We start from the raw sequence: 21,929 nt of genomic DNA on the forward strand, positions 1-21,929 counted from the left end.
TGAAGTAGATGATCGTCATTCGAATGGACTATAGCTTCCCCCTCTCTTTGCTATAGACAACTCAATTGGGAAAACTTGGTGGAACCTCTATGAACAATGCTTGCCTCGAGATGAACGGTTTTAAAATATAAACAAAAAAATGTTTAATTGTAAACATTAATGTAACTTTATCTTGGGTAAAATTCACTGATTTTGCCTACTATTAAAAATATGTTCGATTCAGAGAATAAACAGTTCTCTATTATACTTCACTACACTACTCTCTACCTTTTTTTGTAGTATGGGGTACATAAGCAAAGAACTCTATAATATATAGGATAAATCGGTGCTCCCTTAAGAAAAGGAAGGAGCTAGATCCCTTCTGGCGAGGTTAAATTTTCATTGATTTTTGCTCTTGAAAGCGCTACACTTTACATTATATAAATTATCGTTTATATAAATAGTTATAAATGTAAATGAAAAAACAAATAAATGCACAAATATTTTGATGATGAGGCTGGAGGTAAACCAAAATGAGCTTGGTAATGCCTCCGAATCATATTGCACGGGAGATGGAAGACCTTCTATACAGGCCACCTTCTGCTTTTCAGGTAGAAGATGATTATTCGATAGAGTAGAAATGGAGGTTAATTGATGAAAAAGAAATTCAATGCTGCACTATACATCCTCATGGTGTTGGCTATGATTATGACTTCATCTGGAGTTTGTGCAGCTAGTCCCGATACCGACTGGGCTGCAGTATCGGAAGGTGGCGCAGGAAAATCGGAAAAGGAGGGTCTTTCTATTTTAAAAAACGCTATCAATGTAAATACAAATTTGACAGGATGGCAGGTAAAGGGAAAAGGCAAGTGGGGAGATACCGAAAAAGGGCTCCTGCTGACATCTGATCCACAGGAGAATGTGATGGCCATCTCGGAAACAATAGCAGATGATTTCCTGTATGAAGCCGACGTTATGATCAAGGATATGCAAGCGGATGCTTCTTTGCTCTTCCGTTCTAATGAAGATGGGTTGAATTCGTATATGCTTCAAATTTCACCGCAGTCCGGTATTATCCGTTTAAAAGATGCGGTCAGTGGGACAGGTAAATTAAATGAAGCGCATCAGGTTTCTCTCAGGGCAGGGGAGATCTATCATCTCAAGGTAAAGGCTGAAGGGACCTCGCTGAAAGTTTATTGGGGAACTCAATACAAGCCTGTGATTGATATTCAAGACAGTTTATACCGCTCCGGCCGCCTTGGACTCCACGTCTGGAATGGGTCTGCCTTGTTCCAGAACATAACCGTTAGTGATCTCAAAGGAAATCTGGGTATGGTGCTTGTAAAAAAAGGACAGTGGCAGCCTGACCTCAGCGGCCAAAAAGGAACGTCTGTGGACCAGAGAAAGGCCCAGCAAATCTATAGCAGGCAAGCTGCTGACTTTGTATATGAAGGAACAATCGCTTTCCGCTCCGATGCTGCCGCTGCCCTTGCTTTCCGCTCCTCTACCGATGGAGCCCGTGGATATGAAGCCACACTGGTAAAGGAAGGAGAGCAGGTCCGCGTATCCCTGACGAAAGCGGATGGAACGGCAATTGCAGGTTCAGAACGATCTTATCCGAGCTTAGCGGGGGCAAAGCATTATGTGGAAGTAAAGGCGATGGGCAACCGGATTCAAATTTTCGTTGACGGTTATACTCCGCCAGCAGTCGATGTAACGGATCATTCGTATTTAACAGGAAACGCTGGTCTTGTTGTGAAAGAGGGAAGTGCTTACTTTCAAGAAGCTTATATCACGGAAGCTAACAGTTATTATACTGAAACCTACCGTCCCCAGTATCACTATACACCGATCCGTGGTTACGCCAGTGATCCGAACGGGTTGGTCTATTTCGAAGGTGAGTACCATCTTTTTCATCAGGATGGAGGCACATGGGCTCATGCCGTCAGCAAGGATATGCTGAGCTGGAAACGTCTGCCGATTGCACTTCCGTGGAATGATTACGGGCATATCTGGTCCGGATCTGCTGTGGCGGATGTAACGAATACATCAGGCTTGTTCGCGGATTCGGGCGGCAAAGGTCTGATTGCCTATTATACCTCCTATAACCCGGATGGTCCAAATGGCAACCAGCGCATTGGTCTTGCTTTCAGCAAGGATCAGGGGCGTACGTGGCAATACGCCAAGGATCGTCCGATTGTGGTTGAGAACCCTGGCAAGAACGGGGAAGAACCGGGGGGATGGGATTTCCGCGATCCTAAGGTGATTCGCGACGACGAGCATAATCGTTGGGTCATGGTAGTGTCCGGTGGAGATCATATCCGGTTCTTTACATCGGTCAATTTGCTGGACTGGACGTTGACCGACAATTGGGGTTATGGAGATTATGTTCGTGGCGGTGTGTGGGAATGCCCTGACCTGTTCCCGCTGGTCGTGCAGGAAACGTCAGAGAAGAAGTGGGTTCTCATGATCAGTACAGGCGCGAATCCGGCAACAGGAGGTTCAGATTCTGAATATTTTGTGGGAAGTCTGACTGCAGAGGGGAAATTCGTAAATGACAATCCGGCAGGAAAGGTGCTGAGAACGGATTTTGGCAAGGAGTATTATGCATCCATGTCTTTCTCGGACATGACGGATGGGCGCAGAGTGATGTTGGCGTGGATGTCCAACTGGGATTATCCGTTCGCTTTCCCGACTTTGGGCTGGAAGGGGGAACTGACTGTTCCGAGAGAGGTTACTCTGGTCATGACCCCGGACGGACTCCGTCTCGCCCAGGGTCCGCTCAAGGAGATGGAGCATCTGCGCAGCAGGCTGTTCTCTGCAACTGACAAGATGATCAATCCATCTTCTCCAAACCTGCTGAAGGGACTTGTTTCTGGAGCATATGAGATTGAAGCCGAACTGGAGATTCCGGCTGGAAGTAACGTAACAGAGTTTGGTTTTAATGTACGTGAAGGTGCGAATCAGAAGACTGTGGTGGGTTATAAGCCAGGCGAAAGCAAATTGTTCGTGGACCGTTCTGCTTCTGGAGTTACGGATTTCTCCAATCTGTTTACCACAAGACATGAAACGGGGATGAAAGCCGAGAACAAGCGGATCCAGATGCGGATTTTGGTGGATGAATCCTCTGTTGAGGTTTTCGCTAATGGAGGCAAGGTGGTTTTCTCCGAGGTCATATTTCCTGATCCTGCCAGCAGGGAGATGAGCTTCTATACCCAGGGCGGCAATGTGAAGGTTGTTTCTCTCACGGTAAACAAGCTTGGATCGGTGTGGAATTCGGACAGGGATTCGGCAACACGGATTGCAATGGATACCGGTGACCGTGAACTGGGGATAGGGCAAAGCGAAACGCTGCGGGCGGTAGTGGAGAATGGGCCCGGCAACGGTGTTCACCCGCTGAAATGGAAATCCAGCAATGCCAAGGTGGTAGGCATAAAAGGAGCCAGCTCTTCCCAGGCAACCCTTATGGCCAAAAAAGAAGGCGAGTCCATCATTACTGTATCCACCCCGAATGGAAAGGCATCCACCAGCCTTCTTGTAAAAGTCTCCGGCGGCGAGTTCCATACCAGTCTCAGCGGCTGGACCCAAGATCCGTCCATGGCTTCATGGGTAGTCAGCGAGGATGGAATTCGTGGGAGGTACTCCAGCGACGCGAATTATATGGCTCAGGAGCAGGCGGGGGATTTTACTTATGAAGCTGAACTGAAGCTTGGCACATCCGGCGGGGCTGGTTCACTTCTGTTCCGTGCAAGCGAGGATGGGCACAGCGGCTACTACCTGAATTTGGATCCTAACATGAAGTCTATTCGCCTGTTCTACAAAATCAATGGACGATTCGAGGAACGGCAGGTTCTGGCCAAGGTCCCGGCCTTCATCCAGCCAGGCCAAACCTATAAAATAAAGATTCAAGCGGAAGGCCCGCATATCGTGGTGTATGTGGAAGGGCTGAAAATAATGGATCTGAAGGATGGGACCTTTGCCGAAGGTCATTTCGGACTTCATGTCTTTGGCGGCTCTGTCTCATATCAGAATGTAAATGTGACAGGAGGAGAACCGGCCAAGTTGAAGACATCAAGCCTCGTGAACGCAGCATTTTTTTAAATGGCCTTTTCGTCCGGGTACAGATATCGGTTCGTGTATGGATCGGATGCTAGGTGTAAGGTCTAAAATCTAATAGCATCTAGATGGCTTAGGCAAGTAGGTGATATTATTGAGAAATAAAATACTGCACCTAGTGGGAGAGCCAATGATGATTAAAACATTATATTTGATTTAGGGAATGTACTACTGAATTATAACCCAGAGGAATATTTAAAATTAAGAAATATTGATGCTGATAAAATTTTAGAAGTTCATGAGGAACTATTCCTAAGCAAAGAATGGCGAATGCTTGATATTGGGGCAATCACAGAAGAAGAAGCAAAAAGCATTTTAGTTAACAGGAGCAGTAAAAATGGACATTTGATAGAACTGGCCTTTGAGAATTGGTACGAACTTTTTACTCTAATTGAGGAATCAGTTGATGTACTCAAAGAGCTGAAAAATGATGGTTATAAGATTTACTATTTATCTAATTTTCATTTGCTTGCATTTGAAAATGTAACTGAGAAATATAATTTTTTTGAATTGTTCGATGGCGGAGAATTACGGTTACAGGATTTTTCTTCATGTAATTGAGTACACGATACGAAATCCAAGATCAACAATGGCGGTTGATTCAAAATCTGTTTCCACCCGAACGAAAACCACAAGGAGGACGTCCCGCTGTGGACAACCGATGGATGTTAAATGCCATGCTTTGGGTCGCTCGTTCGGGTGCCCCATGGCGGGATCTACCAGACCCCTTCCCCCATTGGAAATCGGTATATACTCGCTTTCGGCGCTGGCAGAAAGCAGGGATTTGGGATAAGGTTCTAGAGCATGTTTCGCTTGATCTCGACGAGGAAAGTATAAGGATTGATGCCACGATCGTGCCGGTCCATCAGCATGGATCAGGCGCAAAAGGGGGCAAGACAAGCAATCGGACGATCCTGAGGCGGACTAAGCACGAAAATTCATGCCGTGGTTGATGCGTTGGGCAATCCACTTCGTTTCGAATTGACGGGAGGACAGGCCCATGATTCTGTCCAGGGATACGAAATACTCCAAACCATTGAACTAACCATGAAGCAAGTCTTAGCTGACCGGGCGTATGACACCAACGCTATCCGAGCTCTTTTGAAAGAGCAAGAAGCGATCCCGGTGATCCCAGGGAAGAAAAACCGGCGGGTGAAACCGAAATACGACCGCGATCTCTACAAAGAGCGTTATTTGGTGGAATGCTTTTTTAACAAGGTGAAAAAATATCGTCGACTTGCTACTCGCCATGATAAAAAAGCCTGCACTTTCCAGGCTTTTTTAACGCTGGCTTCCATTTTCGTATGGCTTGCTTGGTTTGAAGACACGCCCTAGTAAAGTATACTTTAATCAGCCGCCGCATCCGACCTTCTATCTGTGGGGGCATCTGGCAGCCGAGCGGCTCTAGGCAATCCTGTTCAGCCCAAGTATCTCTGCATCGGTGAATGAGTCGTTGATGTGAGGGACTTGGGCTGGTTCTTTTGGCTCTTATCCAGGCGATGGTTCCTAATCCTTTATCTCATCAAGGAACGGCCGGTTGACCGTATAATAATACATGACGCCCATAAGCAGCACGCCGCCAACCAGGTTGCCGAGCGTGACCGGAACGAGATTATGAATGAAACCCTCTAGCGAGATCGTCCCCTGATGACTCAGCACGAGAGCGATGGCGAAGGTACACATATTCGCATCTATGCTCATAACCGGAAATGAAGAAGCAGAAGACGAACAACATCATAGCGAACATCTTCGCTCCGTTCTCCTTCATGAACATGGGTATGAAGAAGGCGAGACAGACGAGCCAGTTACAGAGGATGCCCGGAAGAACAGCTTCATCGCGGGGGCCTCCATCTTGTGTTCCACCACGCTGAGCAGGGCGAATGTCGCCGGCGCCGAGCAGATTGCCAACATAGCTGGTAATCCACAGTTTGGTGACCTCCAGCCAGCTCAGCTTTTTCCGCAGTGCGGCATACGTGTAATAGAATGTATTGCCAGTATAAGCTACACGGTATTTTGGGCTAGTCCTCTCACGTACAAAAAAGCACACAGATTGGCTAAAACCGCTACCGCGGCCACTGCCCAGAATAGGTTTGCATACGCATGGCTATGTTGCCATTCCAGCGCGCTAGACAACACGGCAATGCCGAATGCGCCGCTGATAATCTGCATCAGTTGAAACAACCCCGCGCCTGAGCCAATCTGGGAGGAGGGCAATATGCACGAAATTTCGTTTAAAACACTGCTGTTGATGATAGCAAAGCCCAAGTTCATCAGCATGTACACGAAAATATTCGCTACCCAATATTGGGTACCCACTCCTGCGAACAATACGGCTGCCATCAGTATGAGCATAGGAGCCGCACGCAACATACTGCTGTTTCCCCGCTTGTCGATCATCGCTCCAACCATTCTTGATAGCAGCATGGACAAAATGGCGCCCGGAAAAATAACAAAACCGGAATGACCCGCGCTCAAACCAAAATGCTTCAATAGCATTTGTGGCAATAAAAACAGCGTGGCGAAGTTGCATAAATAGGATAGAACCCCGATAAAGGCCAGCACAAGATAGGTTTTGTTGGCCAATAACAACGGCAGCACAAACGGGTGCTTCGCTCGGCGGATACGCATAACAAAGACGAGCAGCCCCAAGATTCCGATCAATAAGGCAATAGGATGATTGTTGGTCAAAAACAACAACAGACCTGCCGTACCAGCGCTCAGTGATATGGCTCCCAGCAAATCGAAAGGTCGTTTGGGCAGTGACTCTTGTGGAATATAGCGCACAAGCAGTGGAGCAATGCATAGCAGCAGGGATGTAATGGCAAAAAGATATCTCCAACCCAGATACTGCACCACCAATCCGCCTATCACCGGACCTAGCCCAAACCCCAGCGATACGGAGGACATGATGAACGTCATTGATTTTCCCCGGCGAGCCTGCGGCACGTAACGGGTCAGAAGCACGATGGACAGGGAGAGCGCTGCTCCAGCACCGGCAGCTTGCACAACGCGGGCGACAAGCAGTAGCCAGAACTGGTTGCTGAGCATGGCTATAACCGAGGCAGCTCCTGTCAAAACCAGACTAATAGCGAACAATCGGTTCAAGGGAACAGAATCAGACAACCGGCTGTAGGTGATTGAGGAGATGGCGAACATGATCGAATAACCGGTGACCGTCAACGAAATGATGGATGAAGGCAAGTTAAAAAAATGGCTTAAATCGTTTAACGCCAAATTAAACATGGCCGTATTCATAGTGACCAACACAACGGTAATGCCTAGCAACGTAATAATGACGCCTTCACGAGGAAGAAGGAGCACTTCGTTTTTTTCGATCATCGTGTGGTTGAGTGCATCTTTCACGGAGTTTTCCTTCTTTCTATCTTTTAATTTTGGAAAGTTAATTACCTAGCGATCTTAGCAAAATGCTGCAGAGTGCGAACCAATTGGGCTGTGTAAGACATTTCGTTATCGTACCAAGCTACAGTTTTCACCAGTTGCTGGTCCCCGACCGTCAGAACTTTAGTTTGAGTGGCGTCGAAGAGCGATCCGAATGTGATGCCTTTGATATCAGAAGATACGATTTCGTCTTCCGTGTATCCGTAAGTTTCTGAATCGGAAGCCTCTTTCATGGCAGCGTTGACTTCCTCAACCGTTACCGTGGTGTTCAGAACGGCAACGAGTTCAGTCACGGAACCTGTTGGTACAGGTACACGTTGAGATGCACCATCAAGTTTGCCCTTCAGTTCCGGAAGAACCAGACCAATTGCTTTTGCAGCACCGGTGGAGTAGGGAACGATGTTCTCCGCAGCGGCTCGCGCACCGCGGAAGTCGCCTTTTGGATTCGGAGCGTCAAGTGTGTTTTGGTTGCCCGTGTAAGCGTGGACTGTCGTCATTAGCCCGGATTGAATACCAAACTTGTCGTGCAAAGCTTTAGCCATGGGAGCCAAACAGTTCGTTGTGCAGGAAGCACCGGAAATGACGGTTTCCGTTCCGTCCAGCGTCTCATGGTTCACGTTGTATACGATTGTTTTCATGTCACCTGTAGCAGGGGCGGAGATGACGACTTTCTTCGCTCCGCCTTTCAAGTGAAGCTCGGCTTTTTCTTTCGTGGTGAAGAAGCCTGTACATTCGAGAACGATGTCAACGCCAAGCTCGCCCCAAGGGAGTTCTTCAGGGTTGCGGTTCGCCAGAACCTTAACCTCTTTGCCGTTTACTTTGAAGGTTCCATCATGAACTTCAATGTCACCATGAAAAGTGCCTTGTGTTGTATCATATTTGAGCAGATGAGCCAACATTTTAGCGTTCGTAAGGTCGTTAATCGCTACAACCTCGACGCCTTCCACATCTTGAATGCGGCGAAAAGCGAGTCGCCCGATCCGTCCAAAACCGTTAATGCCTACTTTTACACTCATTGAATAGTCCTCCTGCAAGTTTTATTTATTCAAAACAGACGAATGCCTGTCATGAAATCAAAAGAATGGGTTAACACCTGGAGTTCCAGGGAAGAATTCGTTCGCAATTAACTCTTCCATGATCAGGATGTCCTACGTGCCCAAATGTAAGCACTGGGCGGATGCTCGACACTATTTCCTTCTGTACCGGCTTGTTGTACAATAAAAGATACCGAATGGTATCTTTTATTGTAGCATGATTCTATTGAATAGCAAGGCCGCAATCGTAAAATTTGCTATAATAAATGATTAGAATAAGGTTCATACGGAGGAGCTCATGAAAAAAGGAGATAGAACACGGGAACACATCATTATGAAATCGGCTGAAATCTTTAACCAAAGAGGGTATGCCGGTACATCGCTAAACGATATTATTGCCGACACCGGAATTAAGAAGGGGGGCATCTATCGACATTTTGCCAGTAAAGACGAGATTGCGCTTGAAGCCTATAATTACGCAGCCAGTTTGGTTTGCGGAAAATTCTCTGAAGCGGTCGATCAAGAGCAGTCTGCGTCAGGTCGATTGATCGCGTTTTTTCTCGTTTATGAAGATGTTGTGAACAATCCCCCGTTTATCGGCGGATGCCCTATGCAGAATAACGCCGTAGAAAGTGACGATACTCACCCCGCGCTGCGTGATAGAGCCCAACAAGGGCTGCATACCATCTTGGACATGATGAAGAGTATTATTTGTGAAGGGATTCAAACGGGGGAATTCAAGGAAGATCTGAATCCAGATGCCCTAGCTTCGTTTGCATTTTCCTTGTTGGAGGGGGGCATTTTGTTGAGCAAGTTGGAAGGGAATAACAGGCACATGCAAATGAATACAGCCAGCTTCTCTTCCTTTTTACAGCAATGTTGCTTGAAGGCACATTAACCTGCAGGTTTGCTTCTTAATTAACTTTGCGTGAAGCGTTTCTTGTCCCAGTTATCTGTTTCCACCGTCACGGTAAAGAAAAATGGAACGCTGCTTTATGGTCATTAAAAAGTGGAGGTGGTTTATGTGCCGTTTCGGCCGAGTAAAGCGGATTATAACGAATTTTTCGACACTTATGTCCGCCGAGTACCCGAGGGGGATCTTCGGGATATTTTGATGCAGTCGCTGAACCGGACGACCGAATTATACGACGGTCTGACGGAAGAAGACGGAAATTATCGCTATGCGTCTGACAAATGGAGCCTGAAGGAGGTGCTGGGCCACATCACGGACAATGAGCGCATCATGGGCTATAGGCTGCTCCGAATCGCCAGAGGGGATGCTACGCCGCTGTCTAGGCTACAACGAGGATGCACTAGTGGAAAGGGCAGGTTTCTCCGGGCTGTTGGTCGATGAGCTGCTGGAGGACTATACGGCGGTACGCAGGTCCGCGCTGACGTTGCTACGGAGCATTCCGGAGGAAGCCTGGACCCGGAGAAGCACCGTGAGTGGGAACGAATTCACCGCAGCCGCGTGGGCATACATCCTGACAGGGCACGAAATTCACCATATCCATGTCATTCAAGAGAAATACGCTCCTGGGTTGCGTTCCTGATTGGAGAATGGTATCTTGACACGTCGAACCGGATACCGGGGCAGTGTATCATGCACGAAAAGGCCCCTACTTAAATGAATAACGTCAAGGAGCAATGCTGCCTTGACGTTATTTTTTCTATACCCGTAACATATGAGCGACTCTCTCTTCCGTCAACAGGTCGCCGACGTAGAAATCGCCGAAATCACCGTATCGTGCGCTAACTTCGTCGAACCGCATCTCGTAGAACAGCTTCTTGAATTCCAGTGCGTCATTCGCGAAGAGCGTTACGCCCCATTCCCAGTTGTCGAAGCTGACCGAGCCGGTAATGATCTGCTTCACTTTGCGGGCGCATTTCTGTCCGATTAATCCGTGTCTGCGCATCAGCGCACGACACTCGTCCATGTCGAGCATGTACCAGTTGTCGTTGCCTTGGCGCGACGATCGCATTCGTATAATACGCTCGGTCGGCCAACACTTGCTTCATCGTCAGTTATGGCTTGAAGAAGCTCATAACCCTGACCGGAGTCGTGAGCTTCGTCTCCGGTCAATTCGAATCGAAGTGGATTCCCTAATGCATCCTACGGCATATATTTTAGTGCTTAATCCGCCGTGGGAACGTCCGATCGTGCTTGTTTTGCTCCCTTTTGCGCCCGATCCATGCTGGTGAACGCGCACAATCGTGGCATCAATCATCACGCTTTCCTCGTCAACATCCAGGGAAACACACTTTAGCACCTCATCCTAAATACCCGCTTTCTGCCAGCGTCGAAAGCGGTGTAAACGGATTTCCAATGGGGAAAGTGGTCAGGTGGATCCCATGGGACGCCTGAACGAGCAACCCAAAGCATCGCTTTTAACATGATTCGATTGTCTATTGCGGGGCGTCCTCCTTGTGGTTTTCGTTCAGGTGGAAACAGGTCTTGAATTCGCTGTCATTGTGCCTCTTGTATTTCGTATCGTGTATTTAACCCATGTATTACCATTTAAACGGTTTGAAGACACACCCTAAAAGCGTATTACAATATTAGCTGGTGCGCCGGACCATTAATTCTGTAGAAAACACTTCTTCGGCAGGCTCGATGCGCTGCCCGTCGGACTCGATGGATTGTATCATCAACTTGGATGCAGCCTCGGCCAATTCGTTGATGGGATGCCGAATGGTCGATAAGCTCAGCAGTTCGGAGACGGTCGGCATATCGTCGACACCCAAAACGGCAAGGTCTTGCGGAACGGACAACTCTAAATCTTTGCAGGCCTTTAAGGCCCCGATGGCGGATATGTCGCTTAAACAAAACAACGCTTGCGGAAGTTGGTTAGTTTGGGCCAGATTTATCACAGTATCGTAACCAAATTTCTCCGTCATATCTCCTGTGATCACGGTCGTTAGTCTTCCGTTTTGCTGTAAGGTATCGCTAGCACCGTTTAGTCGGTCGTCAAATCCGGGCACGTGACCGTGCGGATAAGTTAAAATAACCAGTTTGTGATAACCACGGGATAATAAGTGATTTACCCCGGTCTGACCGCTTTGGTAGCCGTTGACACGCAACACGTGCGCTCCATAGGATAAATTGTGGGGCCCAATAGTAATGACCGGTACGTTGAGATCCATCAACTTGGGCATAAATTTTTTGGTCGCTTTGACGATGATCCCGTCGACCATCTGGATATTCATGAAGATTTCTTCAAAGTCCAACAGCATTATTTTATATCCCAGCATCTTTAACTGCTGCTTAATAACTTGGGCAAAATGGAGGAAGTATAAGTCCTCAAAATAACCGTCGTAGGTACTGTCGGATAAAACGAGCCCAATCGTGTACATTTTGCCGGTAATAAGGCTTTTCGCAACAGGGTTCACTTGGTAACCTAACTTTGTGATCGAGAGACTGATTTTTTCTTTCGTCTGCAAGCCCATTTTTTACCTCTACTTTTTTTATTGCGGCTTTTCCTATATTAGCGAGGACGTCTTTCCAGTACATCAGGTAATGCGGGAAACACTTGATGCGGTTCGGTCTGGTACCAATAGCATACGGAACTCACGTCGTCGCTTCTTTCAAATAACGCTTTTCCATCATGCCCGATCTGTTGAACGGTGACCCGTAAATCCTCTTCAAACAAAATGGGGTCAAGTATATGCCAACGATAGAAGCCGCGCATCGGACAAGCAGCTCCATCATAAATATGCGATCTGGTGTTGTCTGTCACCTGGAAATGCGGAAAACCTATAAAGGGAGTCGAGTACGTCTGTTCCTGCACCGGGTTCCCGTTGTCGTAATTCACGAAGCCCCAAGCACCGCCGAAGTAATCCTCCGTCCCTGTTCCGCAGATGGTTGGCCAATCCCGGTCGCCGTCGAGATAAAATTTCACTTCGCCTTCGCCGTACCAGTAACGCGATAAAGAAGTCCATGCAATATAGGTGCCAACATATTTGCCTCTTCCTTTAATCCCATCAATAATCGTATAATCCTGCTTGAGCTTGGTAGGATTTTCTCTGCGGAATTGGGCGTGAAAATATTCTGTATCCTCAGGGAGTTCATCGACCAATACGTAATCAAACTGGTAGAAGAACGCTTCGATCTCCTGGGGATGCTCATTCGTTATGGTTACTTTGGCGGCTTTTTTGAAAGGCATCGCAAAGTAACTGTTCATACCGCCGACCGGATTCACCACGATGGGCAAGGAATTGAAGATCGCTCTGGCACCGAAGCCGTTGCAGAAGAAATCGCCCAGCGGAACTTCCACGGAAGGGGGCTGTTTATCATCCCAATACATCCGCAATACCAGGTCACGCAATACGAACCATCTCATTTGGAATGATTTTATTTTTTCCAACACCTTTACGAGCGACAAGCAATATAAAACGATCGCGGTGGGGCTTCACCCTGAATGGTCAGGTGGGTGGCAGTTTGTCTGGATGTAACGACTAGTTGGTGACGTTTTGGGTAATAGTGTCGCCGACTTGCTTGGCGAATTCTTCCGGCGTCGTGGCCCTCATCGTCAATTTGATAATTAAATCACTCATGACGGAGCTCGTATTGGCATCCAGCAAGGCATCCCAAGGCTTGGCAAATTCTGAACCGTAGTTATCCATATCCTTTTTGATTCGCAGGAACAGTTTGGAGAATTGGGACTCGTCTTTAATCGTAAATTTGAGCGGTGACATCTGCTGTTTAGCTACGTAGACGTCACTGTAATTTTTCAAGACGTAACTTAGGAAGTCCCTGGTGGTTTCGTCGAATTTGCTGGTCGTGGCGGCAAGGCCGATCCCACTGTTTCCGAAAAACTCGTTATCCGGCGTTTTGGCGTTATTGATGGTTGGCAGATAGAAATAGTCGACGTTGCCTTTAAGGTTTTCCGGCAAATTTTTGTCTACGAAAGAGGGGATCTCCCAGGTACCCATGTTATACATAGCAGCTTCACCGTTGAGGAACATGTTCTTCGCTGTTGTATAATCTGTCGTGGCAAATCCCTCCTGGAAATATTGGCCGATCTCGTAGGCAAAATTCGCCGCCTTCATTCCGACCTCGTCGGTCATTTTGGCCTTACCTTGGCTCAGGTTCCGGGCAAATTCATTTCCGGTAGCTCTGAACGGAATCATGGCTGCATAGCGCAGCAAGGGCCTAACGTCAACACCGTCAACGGCGATCGGGGTGATACCCTTGTCCTTAAGCGCCTTGCTAACCGAAAGCATATCATCTATGGTTTTGGGAACGGCAAGGTTATTTTCTTTAAATATTTTCTTGTTATACCAAGTCATTTCCAGATGATACTCCAAAGGGAAAAGGTACAGGCTCCCATCAGGTAATTGCTGATATTTCAGCGCGGGTTCGTAGAACTGATCGTACAGTCCTTGTTCATTCAGGAATTTCTTCATATCAACCAGCATTCCAGCATCTGCCAACTGTTGAGCGTACGGATCGGCGTCCATATCGATGAATTCTGGAGCTTCACCGGAAGCGACAAGTGTTCTTAGCTTAGTCAAATAGGGGTTATACCAGCGTAGCTGACACCACCCGCAAACGTATGGATTAAATTGGTGATTTATTAATAACCTCGTTATATTCATTTTGAGCATCGGTAATTGACAGCTTTGAGTATACTTCCAAAGATTTTCTGCTTTCATGGCCGGAATAGGGTTGAATCAGCGCGTCATCAATGCCCTGCTTTTTTAGCCAGGTTAATAGAAAGTGACGTAGTTTATGAGGAGAAAGGTTTTGAGATAACTTGGCCTCCTCTGAATATTTAGCTAAAATCTTGCGTATTCCCCTGTCCGTGTACTTATTCTTCCATGAGGACTCAAACAGATAGGCCGCTTGCTTCTTTTTCATCGAATCAGCATGCATGGCCAGTAGCTCTTCGAAAGTCTGAGGAAATGGAACAATGCGGTCTTTGCTGCCCTTTCCTTTGTTGATCCGGATCTGACAGTAAATAAAATCGATGTCCGCCAGCTTAATGCTGATTAACTCACTGACCCGGACACCTGTATACATGAGGGTCTTCACGATCATCATGTCTTGAAAATTCTTGGCCTTCCAAACTACTTCATAGTATCTTTTTAATTCTTCCTCTGAGGGTACGTAAGGTAGCTTTTTATTTGATTTTGGAATCTCAACTTCAAGCTCCCTTCTTAAATGCTGGGGTACCGCCAACATTTCGGAAATTTTGTACGCTAAGCAGTTTTTCGTATGAAAAAAGCCGATTTCCTGTACGCTAAGGATGGTCAGCTTTTTTGATATATGTATTTTAGGGGTACGACCGAGATCATGTAAAAATGGGTTACATTATGGATAGTATCTCCAACAGCAAACCCATTCAGGTTACTACTGCAACAATATTTACGAAAACAGCGCAAAAAGCGTAACAAGGTAGCCCGATCAGACCCGCGGCAGCCAGATATTTAATGATTCAACTATCGTCTTCTTAGCACAATGACTTGCTCAGTTGAATTTCATGTTCCTCAACATAATTGCGGTAATTTTCACCACTAAAGTAATCAACAATATCTTTATTAATCTCTGGATATAGTTGAATGGAATGCAACTCCGAAATAGGGATCCATTTGACACCAATCTGGTGAGGATCTGGATTTTCAGGAAGTTTGGGAAGCGATCCTGATTTCAACTTACATCTAAATGTAACTCCTACTGAATGAGTATCTCCGTAAATGTAGTTGTTTTTCGTTGGTTGATATTCGTAAACAAAAGCAACTGGACCAACTTTTACCTCAACACAAGTCTCTTCTTTTGCTTCCCGTTGCGCAGCTTCAATCAATGTTTCACCAGGCCCAAGGCCACCTGCTGGAAGATTGTAATGTACGCCATCATCATTATCATTTTTGAACTCGACTAATAAGATTGCATCGTTTTCAATTATTAATGCACAAGCGCGAAGTCTTATCTTTTCCATCATCTATCACATCCAATTAGTATATTGCGTTATGCCAGTTATCGGAACGGGGCTAGCAGCAATGAAATCAGCGATGGATCGGCTCCATCGCCACGCTATCGTCTCCGTTAGTGGAAATATACTATTGATTCCTTTAGTTTGACCAATGAAGTATTACCGCGAATCTCTGGCCCTGATATGTGCGAGGCATGCAATCTTATTGATTTGTAAATGCTATTCTAAAGCCAAGGTCATCTATCTTGAAATTAGGCATGCTTTTCCTTCTAATCGTAGAACCGCAATTATTTTCAATTTCAGCCCAACTGCCTCCCCGGAAGACTCTATAGTTCCCATATCGTTCAGGATCATATAAATCCCAACACCATTCCCAGACGTTTCCAATCATATCGTAAAGTCCCCATGGATTAGGTAGCAGTTTCCCGACCATTTGAGCTGAACCATTGGAGTTTTCTCGATACCATGCAATCTTATTAATTTTTTCATACCGATATCCCTTGGTTCCCGCTTTGCACGCATACTGCCATTCAGCGTCTGATAGTAATCGAAAGCCATTCGCTTTTTTGTTATATACAGTGTTCTCACTTTCATCAGTGATTGTGTAGCATTCAGTCCTATCAAGTATTCTGGACAATTTGTTACAAAAGACTAGCGAATCTAACCACGAAACTTCCGTAATTGGCAGGTTATTCACTTTAGGGTCTACTTCTTGTGTATGCATGACAAAATGATACAACTCCTGTGTTACCGGATATTTCATTACATAGAAAGGTTCAATCGTTTCAGTCCATGTAATAACCTTTTTATCGCTTCCTCTTCCAGGATCCGATAAAGTGTAATCAGAACTAAGCCACTTGTTGAGATTAATATAATCGCGTAATTCGACAGTCCCACCTTCTATTGGTACCATCGAATTCATTAAATTTTCTTGAATGTCAATTCCGTACTTTCCAATTGTCATATTGACCTCTTATCTATTCAATATTTTTTTATAACTAATCTGCCCGTTAGCTCAATGACCAATTCAGTCTAACACTACAAGTTCTCAGTATACAGCTTTATTTTCTCCGTTTATCCCATAAACGAACGTTTATGGGACTTTTCGATTCGCAGTTAAAAACGATTCAAAACACACTGTTATTCCGTACCCAAACCCAGTACCTAAAACAAAGTTCTTTTATAGTATGTATAGACCTTTTATGGTACTATTTTTGTAATTATTTTATTCTACTTGGGGGGATATACTTGATTTTCGGATACGCTCGTGTAAGCACAGAAGATCAACATTTAGATATGCAGATAGATGCTCTCAATAAATATGGAGTGGAGAGAATTTTCCAAGAAAAATGACTGGGACAAAAAAAGATCGCCCACAACTCGATGAATTACATAAGCTGTTACGTAAAGGAGACAAGGTTGTTGTTTATAAGTTAGATCGCATCTCGCGTTCCACAAAGCATCTCATCGAGCTTAGTGAACATTTTGACGAAATGGAAGTCGATTTCGTCTCTATTAGCGACAGTATAGATACATCAACTGCAGTGGGGAAATTCTTTTTTCGAACTTTGGCAAGTATTGCTGAACTTGAACGAGATATTATTAGTGAACGTACGAGAGCCGGATTACAAGCTGCTAGAGCTAGAGGAAAAAAAGGAGGCAGGCCATCCAAGCAGGCAGATAAAGTTGAAATGGCGTTTAAAATGTACGATAGCAAGGATTAAAGTATTGCACAGATAATAAGTGCAACAGGTCTAGGGAAAACAACACTTTATAGATATATTAGTTCACGATAACAGAATATGGTAAAAGAATATTGCAAATACAAAGGGTTGATCATAATTGAGTGCTAAAGAGCTCCTTACCCCAGAGCAGCGGAACGAATTGCTTAATATCTCAAATATTACTGAACATGATTTAGCTACACATTATACTTTAACGGAATATGATATCGAAATTATTAACCAACATCGAAGAGACCATAACAGGCTTGGTTTTGCTATCCAATTATGTACATTACGGAATCCAGGATGCTCCGTTGTCGATTTACCAGAAGTTCCGGAGAGCTTAATAAAATATGTCGCCTTGCAGCTAGATATTGATCCGGAAACATACTTCTTATACGCTAGACGTGATCCTACCCGACGTGAACACCTTGAGGAATTGAGGCAGGTATTTGGGTATCGCAATTTTGATATGCATGCCTATCGAACAGCATCTCAGCTCCTGTTAAAACACGCCATGGAGAATGGGAATTCCATGTATCTTATACAATCAACTATTGGAATTTTGCGTGAAAAGAAAATCATTCTCCCTGTGGTTTCTACTATAGAGAGGCTTGTGTGGGAAACGCGACGTGCGGAGAAACGAGTATTTTCATCTCTTACACAAACACTTTCTAATTGGCAAAAATCGAAGCTAGAAAAACTGACTGACCCTTTTGTAGAAAATAAGAAAACTCCTCTTGCATGGCTTAGAGAAGTTCCAGGTCAATCATCACCTGAAGCATTTCTAAAGGTGATTGAACGTCTAAAGTATATTAGGCAACTTGAATTGTCTGTTAATACTGCGAATATCCACCCGAACCGTTTACTCCAACTTGCGCGAATGGGAGCCAGGTATGAACCACATTCCTTTCGTAGATTTGATGATCTGAAGAGACACGCTAAAACGAAAAAGTGATACATTATGCAGATATCGGTTCAGCTCTCATAAAAGCGAGGGAAGAAGGACTAAATCCATTTGAGACATTGGAAAAAGTTATGCCTTGGGAAAAAATCGTTGAATCGATTGAAGAAGCAAAAAGATTAGCCAGACCTATGGATTATGATTACCTTGACTTGCTAAGCACTCGGTATTCCTACCTCAGAAAGTATACTCCAGTATTAATCGAATCATTAGAATTTCGTTCTACACAAGCTGCCGAACCTTTGTTGCGCTCCATTGAGGTATTACGTGACGTCAATAAAAATGGAAAACGAAAAGTACCAGAAAATGCGCCTCTTGATTTTGTCCCAAAGCGTTGGCAAAAACATGTGTATGACGAGGATGGTAACATTAATCGGCAATATTATGAAATGGCAGCATTAACCGAATTGAAAAATCATATTCGCTCCGGTGATATATGGGTAGTTGGTAGCAGATTACATAAAGATTTTGAGGAATATCTGATTTCCAAAGAAGACTGGCTTCAAGCCAAGGCAGCCGGCACTAGGTTAGCTGTTAGTCCTTCATCAGAAGAATACTTATCTGAACGGACAGATACATTACATCATCGTCTTACATGGATTTCTAATAATATAAACTCATTGGAGGGGATAAATGCGGATAAGGAAAAGATCCGTGTGGATCGCCTTGAAAGAGATACACCTGAAGAAGCCAGGTCTTTTAGTCTGTCCCTTTATGACATGTTACCGCGTATAAAATTAACTGATTTACTGATGGAAGTAGCAAGTTGGACAGGATTTGACGAACAATTTATGCATGGTTCAACGAATCGACCGCCAAAAGGAGAAGAAAAAGCTATACTAATGGCTGCATTGATGGCGATGGGGACAAATATTGGGTTGACTAAAATGGCAGATGCCACTCCTGATATAACATACCATCAATTAGCAAATGCTGCACAATGGAGGTTATACGAAGATGCAATGACACGCGCCCAAGCTAAACTTGTAAATTTTCAGCATAGACTCACCCTGTCATCATACTGGGGTGACGGAACAACATCATCTTCGGATGGTATGCGTGTGCCAATAGGAGTTTCATCACTACACGCCGATTCTAACCCTCATTATGGCTCAGGAAAAGGTGCGACTATTTACCGATTTGTTGGCGATCAATATGCAAGTTTTTACACAAAAGTTATCAATACAAATGCTCGGGATGCTGTTCATGTGATCGATGGTCTTCTCCATCACGAATCAGATTTACGAATTGAAGAACACTATACAGATACAACCGGGTACACCGATCAAGTTTTCGGATTAAGTCACATCCTAGGTTTTCGTTTTGCACCAAGATTACGAGATCTAGCAGATAGTAAGCTCTACACAATAGATCAATCAAACAATTATCCGAAATTAGAGGCTATGCTTCGAGGGCGAATTAATACAAAATTGATCATGGACAATTACGATGATGTCTTACAATTGGCCCATTCCATACGTGAAGGAAAAGTCTCAGGATCGCTTATCATGGGAAAGTTGGGGTCGTATGCAAGACAGAATAAAGTAGCGACTGCATTACGTGAGATGGGGCGAATTGAAAAAACGATTTTCATACTGGATTATATCTCTAATGAAGCCTTGCGGCGTCGTATACAACGAGGTTTGAATAAAGGGGAAGCAATGAATGGGTTGGCCAGAGCGTTGTTTTTTTAGAAACGTGGAGAATTACGTGAACGCGGACTACAAGATCAATTGCAAAGGGCCAGTGCATTGAACATATTGATTAATGCGATTAGTGTCTGGAATACTGTTTATTTAGGAGAAGCTATTAAATTACTGCAATCAAAAAGCGGATTTCGAGAAGATCTTCTACAACATATATCGCCACTCGGTTGGGAACATATTAATTTTCTAGGAGAGTACACATTCGATCTAAAAAGGATACCTGGTAATAATTCATTACGACCACTTAACGGTAGTCTGTAAACATCAAAAAAGCCGAACAGTCCTTAGCGTGAACTGTGACCCGAAAGATGGACACTTTGAAAAAAAGTGACCTCTCTCGGGTCTCTTTGCGTTTATAATCGATATACACGAAAGGTTGGGGATACAAAATGGGGAACCGTTGGTCTACCGGTGAACAAAGGTTTAGTGAAAGTCAGATCCGCCAGATGGAGGATCATGCTAACGTATTGCATATTACAGAGCGTTCTATTGCTTACCAACCCACATTCAAGTTGGCTGCTCTAAAGGCCTATCAGGAGGGGAAAACTCCTGCAGAAATCTTCAGGGAGGCAGGATTCAACTTAGATATGATCGGACGGGAGAATCCGAATAGATGCTTAAAACGTTGGAGAAAAACCTTTGCTTCTCAAGGTGAAGCAGGTCTTCTGGAAGAGCAACGAGGAAAAGGCAGCACGGGAAGGCCCGCAGCAGAACAGTCGATGGAGAAGAAGCTTGCACAAGCTGAGGCACGTATAAAGCTTCTGGAAGCGGAGAACGACTTCCTAAAAAAGCTCGAGGCGCTCGAGAGACAAGCCCAGCAGAACCAACGCTGACACCCTCTGAACGCTTCGAACTCATCAATCGTACCCTCCGTAAGCATCAACTTGAGAAGATGACTCATCATCTTTGTAAGATGGCGAATGTCAGTAAAAGCGGGTACTACCGGTGGTTAGCCGCTGAACAAGCACGACAGCTGAGAGAAGAAGCGGACGAACAGGATCTGTTACTCATCAGGGAACATTTTGAAAAACGGAATGGGAAAGTGGGAGCACTTGTTTTAAAAATGTGCTTGGAGCATAAGAGTGGCGTCATCATGAACCATAAGAAAATTCGCCGTATCATGCGTAAATACGGGTTGGTGGCCAAGATACGCCAGGCCAATCCGTACCGTAAGCTTGCAAAGGCCACACAAGAGCACCAGACACTCCCTAATCACCTTAAACGTCAGTTTGACCAGGGCGAGCCGGAGAAAGTCTTTCTCACAGACATCACATACCTGCACTATGGTCAGGGGCAATGCGCGTATTTGTCCTGTGTAAAGGACGGTGCAAGCAAACAGATTCTTGCTCATTATGTATCCTCGTCCTTAGAAATGACGATCGTAGATCGAACCTTGGACAGGTTGATTCAACGACTGGATGGCAACATTCACCCCGAAGCCATCATCCATTCTGACCAAGGTTTTCACTACACGAATCCGAGGTTCCAAGCTCGAGTTAAAGAGATAGGCTTCCAGCAGTCCATGTCGCGAAAGAGTAACTGCTGGGACAATGCCTCCATGGAGTCTTTCTTCGGTCATATGAAGGATGAACTCGAGTATAGGGACAGCGTTACTCTCCAAGAATTACGGGCACGCATTAAGGAATACATGGATTACTACAACACCGATCGGTATCAATGGACATTAAAAAAGATGACTCCTGATGAATACAGGAACCATCTATTAACAGCATAATCTAACTCTTTTCTTTTATGTGTCCACAAATAGGGTCACAGTTCAGCGTACAGGAAATCGGCTTTTTTCTTGAAAAAACTGCTTAGCGTACAAAATTTCCGAAATGTTGGCGGTACCCCATGCCCATCAAGTTAAGGATTTAAAATATCCCCAAACAGGAGAAAATCTAATTTTCTTCCTTTTGGGGGTGCAATATTTTCTTAGGTTGAGGGACATGTGGCGGTACCCCAAGATTTAATCTATGCACCTCTCCGACACGGCAGCCAGTACAATATAAAAACCCCAGCAACGCATGCCCTTGCTCCGGTGTCCAATATAAGATGTACGCTGCTTCGTTGTG

16 protein-coding genes and 5 pseudogenes are annotated in these 21,929 nt (G+C 45.1%); 9 read left to right on the forward strand and 12 right to left on the reverse strand.

Annotated features, from left to right (window positions below):
* Positions 1-633 precede the first annotated feature (633 nt).
* From GCU48_RS23260 to GCU48_RS23265, 3 genes and pseudogenes are all read left to right on the forward strand, one after another.
* Positions 634-4,080 carry a GH32 C-terminal domain-containing protein gene (locus tag GCU48_RS23260; protein ID WP_244315877.1) on the forward strand — a complete coding sequence of 1,149 codons (3,447 nt, stop codon included), beginning with the start codon at positions 634-636 and terminating at the stop codon, positions 4,078-4,080.
* 285 nt (positions 4,081-4,365) lie between these two features.
* A complete protein-coding gene (locus GCU48_RS27140) occupies positions 4,366-4,656 on the forward strand; it encodes an HAD family hydrolase (protein WP_167518612.1) in 291 nt (96 codons plus the stop codon).
* A gap of 35 nt (positions 4,657-4,691) precedes the next feature.
* Positions 4,692-5,430, forward strand: a pseudogene (locus GCU48_RS23265) (IS5 family transposase).
* 171 nt (positions 5,431-5,601) lie between these two features.
* On the opposite strand, the pseudogene GCU48_RS23270 reads toward GCU48_RS23265, so the two are convergent.
* The 3 genes and pseudogenes from GCU48_RS23270 to gap all read right to left on the reverse strand — a co-directional run.
* Positions 5,602-6,094 (reverse strand): annotated as a pseudogene (locus GCU48_RS23270) (formate/nitrite transporter family protein); the annotation flags it as partial.
* 2 nt (positions 6,095-6,096) lie between these two features.
* Positions 6,097-7,458, reverse strand: coding sequence for an MFS transporter (locus GCU48_RS23275; protein ID WP_244315879.1), 1,362 nt, complete (start codon positions 7,456-7,458; stop codon positions 6,097-6,099).
* 41 nt (positions 7,459-7,499) lie between these two features.
* Complete coding sequence (gene gap, locus GCU48_RS23280) at positions 7,500-8,510, reverse strand: type I glyceraldehyde-3-phosphate dehydrogenase (RefSeq protein ID WP_025719354.1); 1,011 nt, start codon at positions 8,508-8,510, stop codon at positions 7,500-7,502.
* A gap of 316 nt (positions 8,511-8,826) precedes the next feature.
* Between gap and GCU48_RS23285 the strand changes: the two genes are divergently transcribed.
* From GCU48_RS23285 to GCU48_RS28685, 3 genes are all read left to right on the forward strand, one after another.
* Positions 8,827-9,426 carry a TetR/AcrR family transcriptional regulator gene (locus GCU48_RS23285; RefSeq protein WP_152381618.1) on the forward strand — a complete coding sequence of 200 codons (600 nt, stop codon included), beginning with the start codon at positions 8,827-8,829 and terminating at the stop codon, positions 9,424-9,426.
* Between the two features lie 126 nt (positions 9,427-9,552).
* Entirely contained in the window at positions 9,553-9,882 is a 330-nt protein-coding gene (locus GCU48_RS28680; protein WP_280116409.1) for a DinB family protein, read from the forward strand.
* On the forward strand, positions 9,845-10,081 hold the full coding sequence (locus GCU48_RS28685; RefSeq protein WP_280116410.1) for a DinB family protein: 237 nt from the start codon (positions 9,845-9,847) through the stop codon (positions 10,079-10,081). The genes GCU48_RS28680 and GCU48_RS28685 overlap by 38 nt, the downstream gene beginning before the upstream one ends.
* 117 nt (positions 10,082-10,198) lie before the next feature.
* Here the strand turns inward: GCU48_RS28685 and GCU48_RS23295 are convergent.
* The 9 genes and pseudogenes from GCU48_RS23295 to GCU48_RS23340 all read right to left on the reverse strand — a co-directional run.
* Positions 10,199-10,510 (reverse strand): annotated as a pseudogene (locus GCU48_RS23295) (chlorite dismutase family protein); the annotation flags it as partial.
* 60 nt (positions 10,511-10,570) lie between these two features.
* A complete protein-coding gene (locus GCU48_RS23300) occupies positions 10,571-10,756 on the reverse strand; it encodes a hypothetical protein (protein WP_152381620.1) in 186 nt (61 codons plus the stop codon).
* A gap of 35 nt (positions 10,757-10,791) precedes the next feature.
* Complete coding sequence (locus tag GCU48_RS29395; protein WP_152382242.1) at positions 10,792-10,989, reverse strand: transposase; 198 nt, start codon at positions 10,987-10,989, stop codon at positions 10,792-10,794.
* Between the two features lie 98 nt (positions 10,990-11,087).
* A complete protein-coding gene (locus GCU48_RS23310) occupies positions 11,088-11,975 on the reverse strand; it encodes a LacI family DNA-binding transcriptional regulator (RefSeq protein ID WP_152381621.1) in 888 nt (295 codons plus the stop codon).
* Between the two features lie 38 nt (positions 11,976-12,013).
* Positions 12,014-12,853, reverse strand: a complete 840-nt coding sequence (locus GCU48_RS23315; RefSeq protein ID WP_244315880.1) for a glycoside hydrolase family 172 protein — start codon at positions 12,851-12,853, stop codon at positions 12,014-12,016.
* A 130-nt stretch (positions 12,854-12,983) separates the two neighbouring features.
* Entirely contained in the window at positions 12,984-14,042 is a 1,059-nt protein-coding gene (locus GCU48_RS23325; protein ID WP_244315882.1) for an ABC transporter substrate-binding protein, read from the reverse strand.
* A gap of 46 nt (positions 14,043-14,088) precedes the next feature.
* Positions 14,089-14,712 carry a tyrosine-type recombinase/integrase gene (locus GCU48_RS23330; protein ID WP_152381623.1) on the reverse strand — a complete coding sequence of 208 codons (624 nt, stop codon included), beginning with the start codon at positions 14,710-14,712 and terminating at the stop codon, positions 14,089-14,091.
* A 268-nt stretch (positions 14,713-14,980) separates the two neighbouring features.
* Positions 14,981-15,466, reverse strand: a complete 486-nt coding sequence (locus GCU48_RS23335; protein ID WP_152382243.1) for an NUDIX domain-containing protein — start codon at positions 15,464-15,466, stop codon at positions 14,981-14,983.
* Positions 15,467-15,662: 196 nt separating this feature from the next.
* Positions 15,663-16,424 carry a formylglycine-generating enzyme family protein gene (locus tag GCU48_RS23340; protein ID WP_152381624.1) on the reverse strand — a complete coding sequence of 254 codons (762 nt, stop codon included), beginning with the start codon at positions 16,422-16,424 and terminating at the stop codon, positions 15,663-15,665.
* 284 nt (positions 16,425-16,708) lie between these two features.
* Between GCU48_RS23340 and GCU48_RS23345 the strand changes: the two are divergent.
* The 3 genes and pseudogenes from GCU48_RS23345 (at position 16,709) to GCU48_RS23355 (ending at position 21,589) form a co-directional block, all read left to right on the forward strand.
* Positions 16,709-17,256, forward strand: a pseudogene (locus GCU48_RS23345) (recombinase family protein).
* A 46-nt stretch (positions 17,257-17,302) separates the two neighbouring features.
* Positions 17,303-20,115: pseudogene (locus GCU48_RS23350) on the forward strand (Tn3 family transposase).
* Between the two features lie 128 nt (positions 20,116-20,243).
* A protein-coding gene (locus GCU48_RS23355; RefSeq protein WP_152381625.1) for an IS3 family transposase occupies positions 20,244-21,589 on the forward strand; the annotation gives its coding sequence in 2 pieces (ribosomal slippage) (positions 20,244-20,628 and positions 20,628-21,589; 1,347 coding nt in all).
* The last annotated feature ends 340 nt before the right edge of the window (positions 21,590-21,929 follow it).

Source organism: Paenibacillus brasilensis (genome assembly GCF_009363115.1).
Taxonomy (GTDB): Bacteria; Bacillota; Bacilli; order Paenibacillales; family Paenibacillaceae; genus Paenibacillus; species Paenibacillus brasilensis.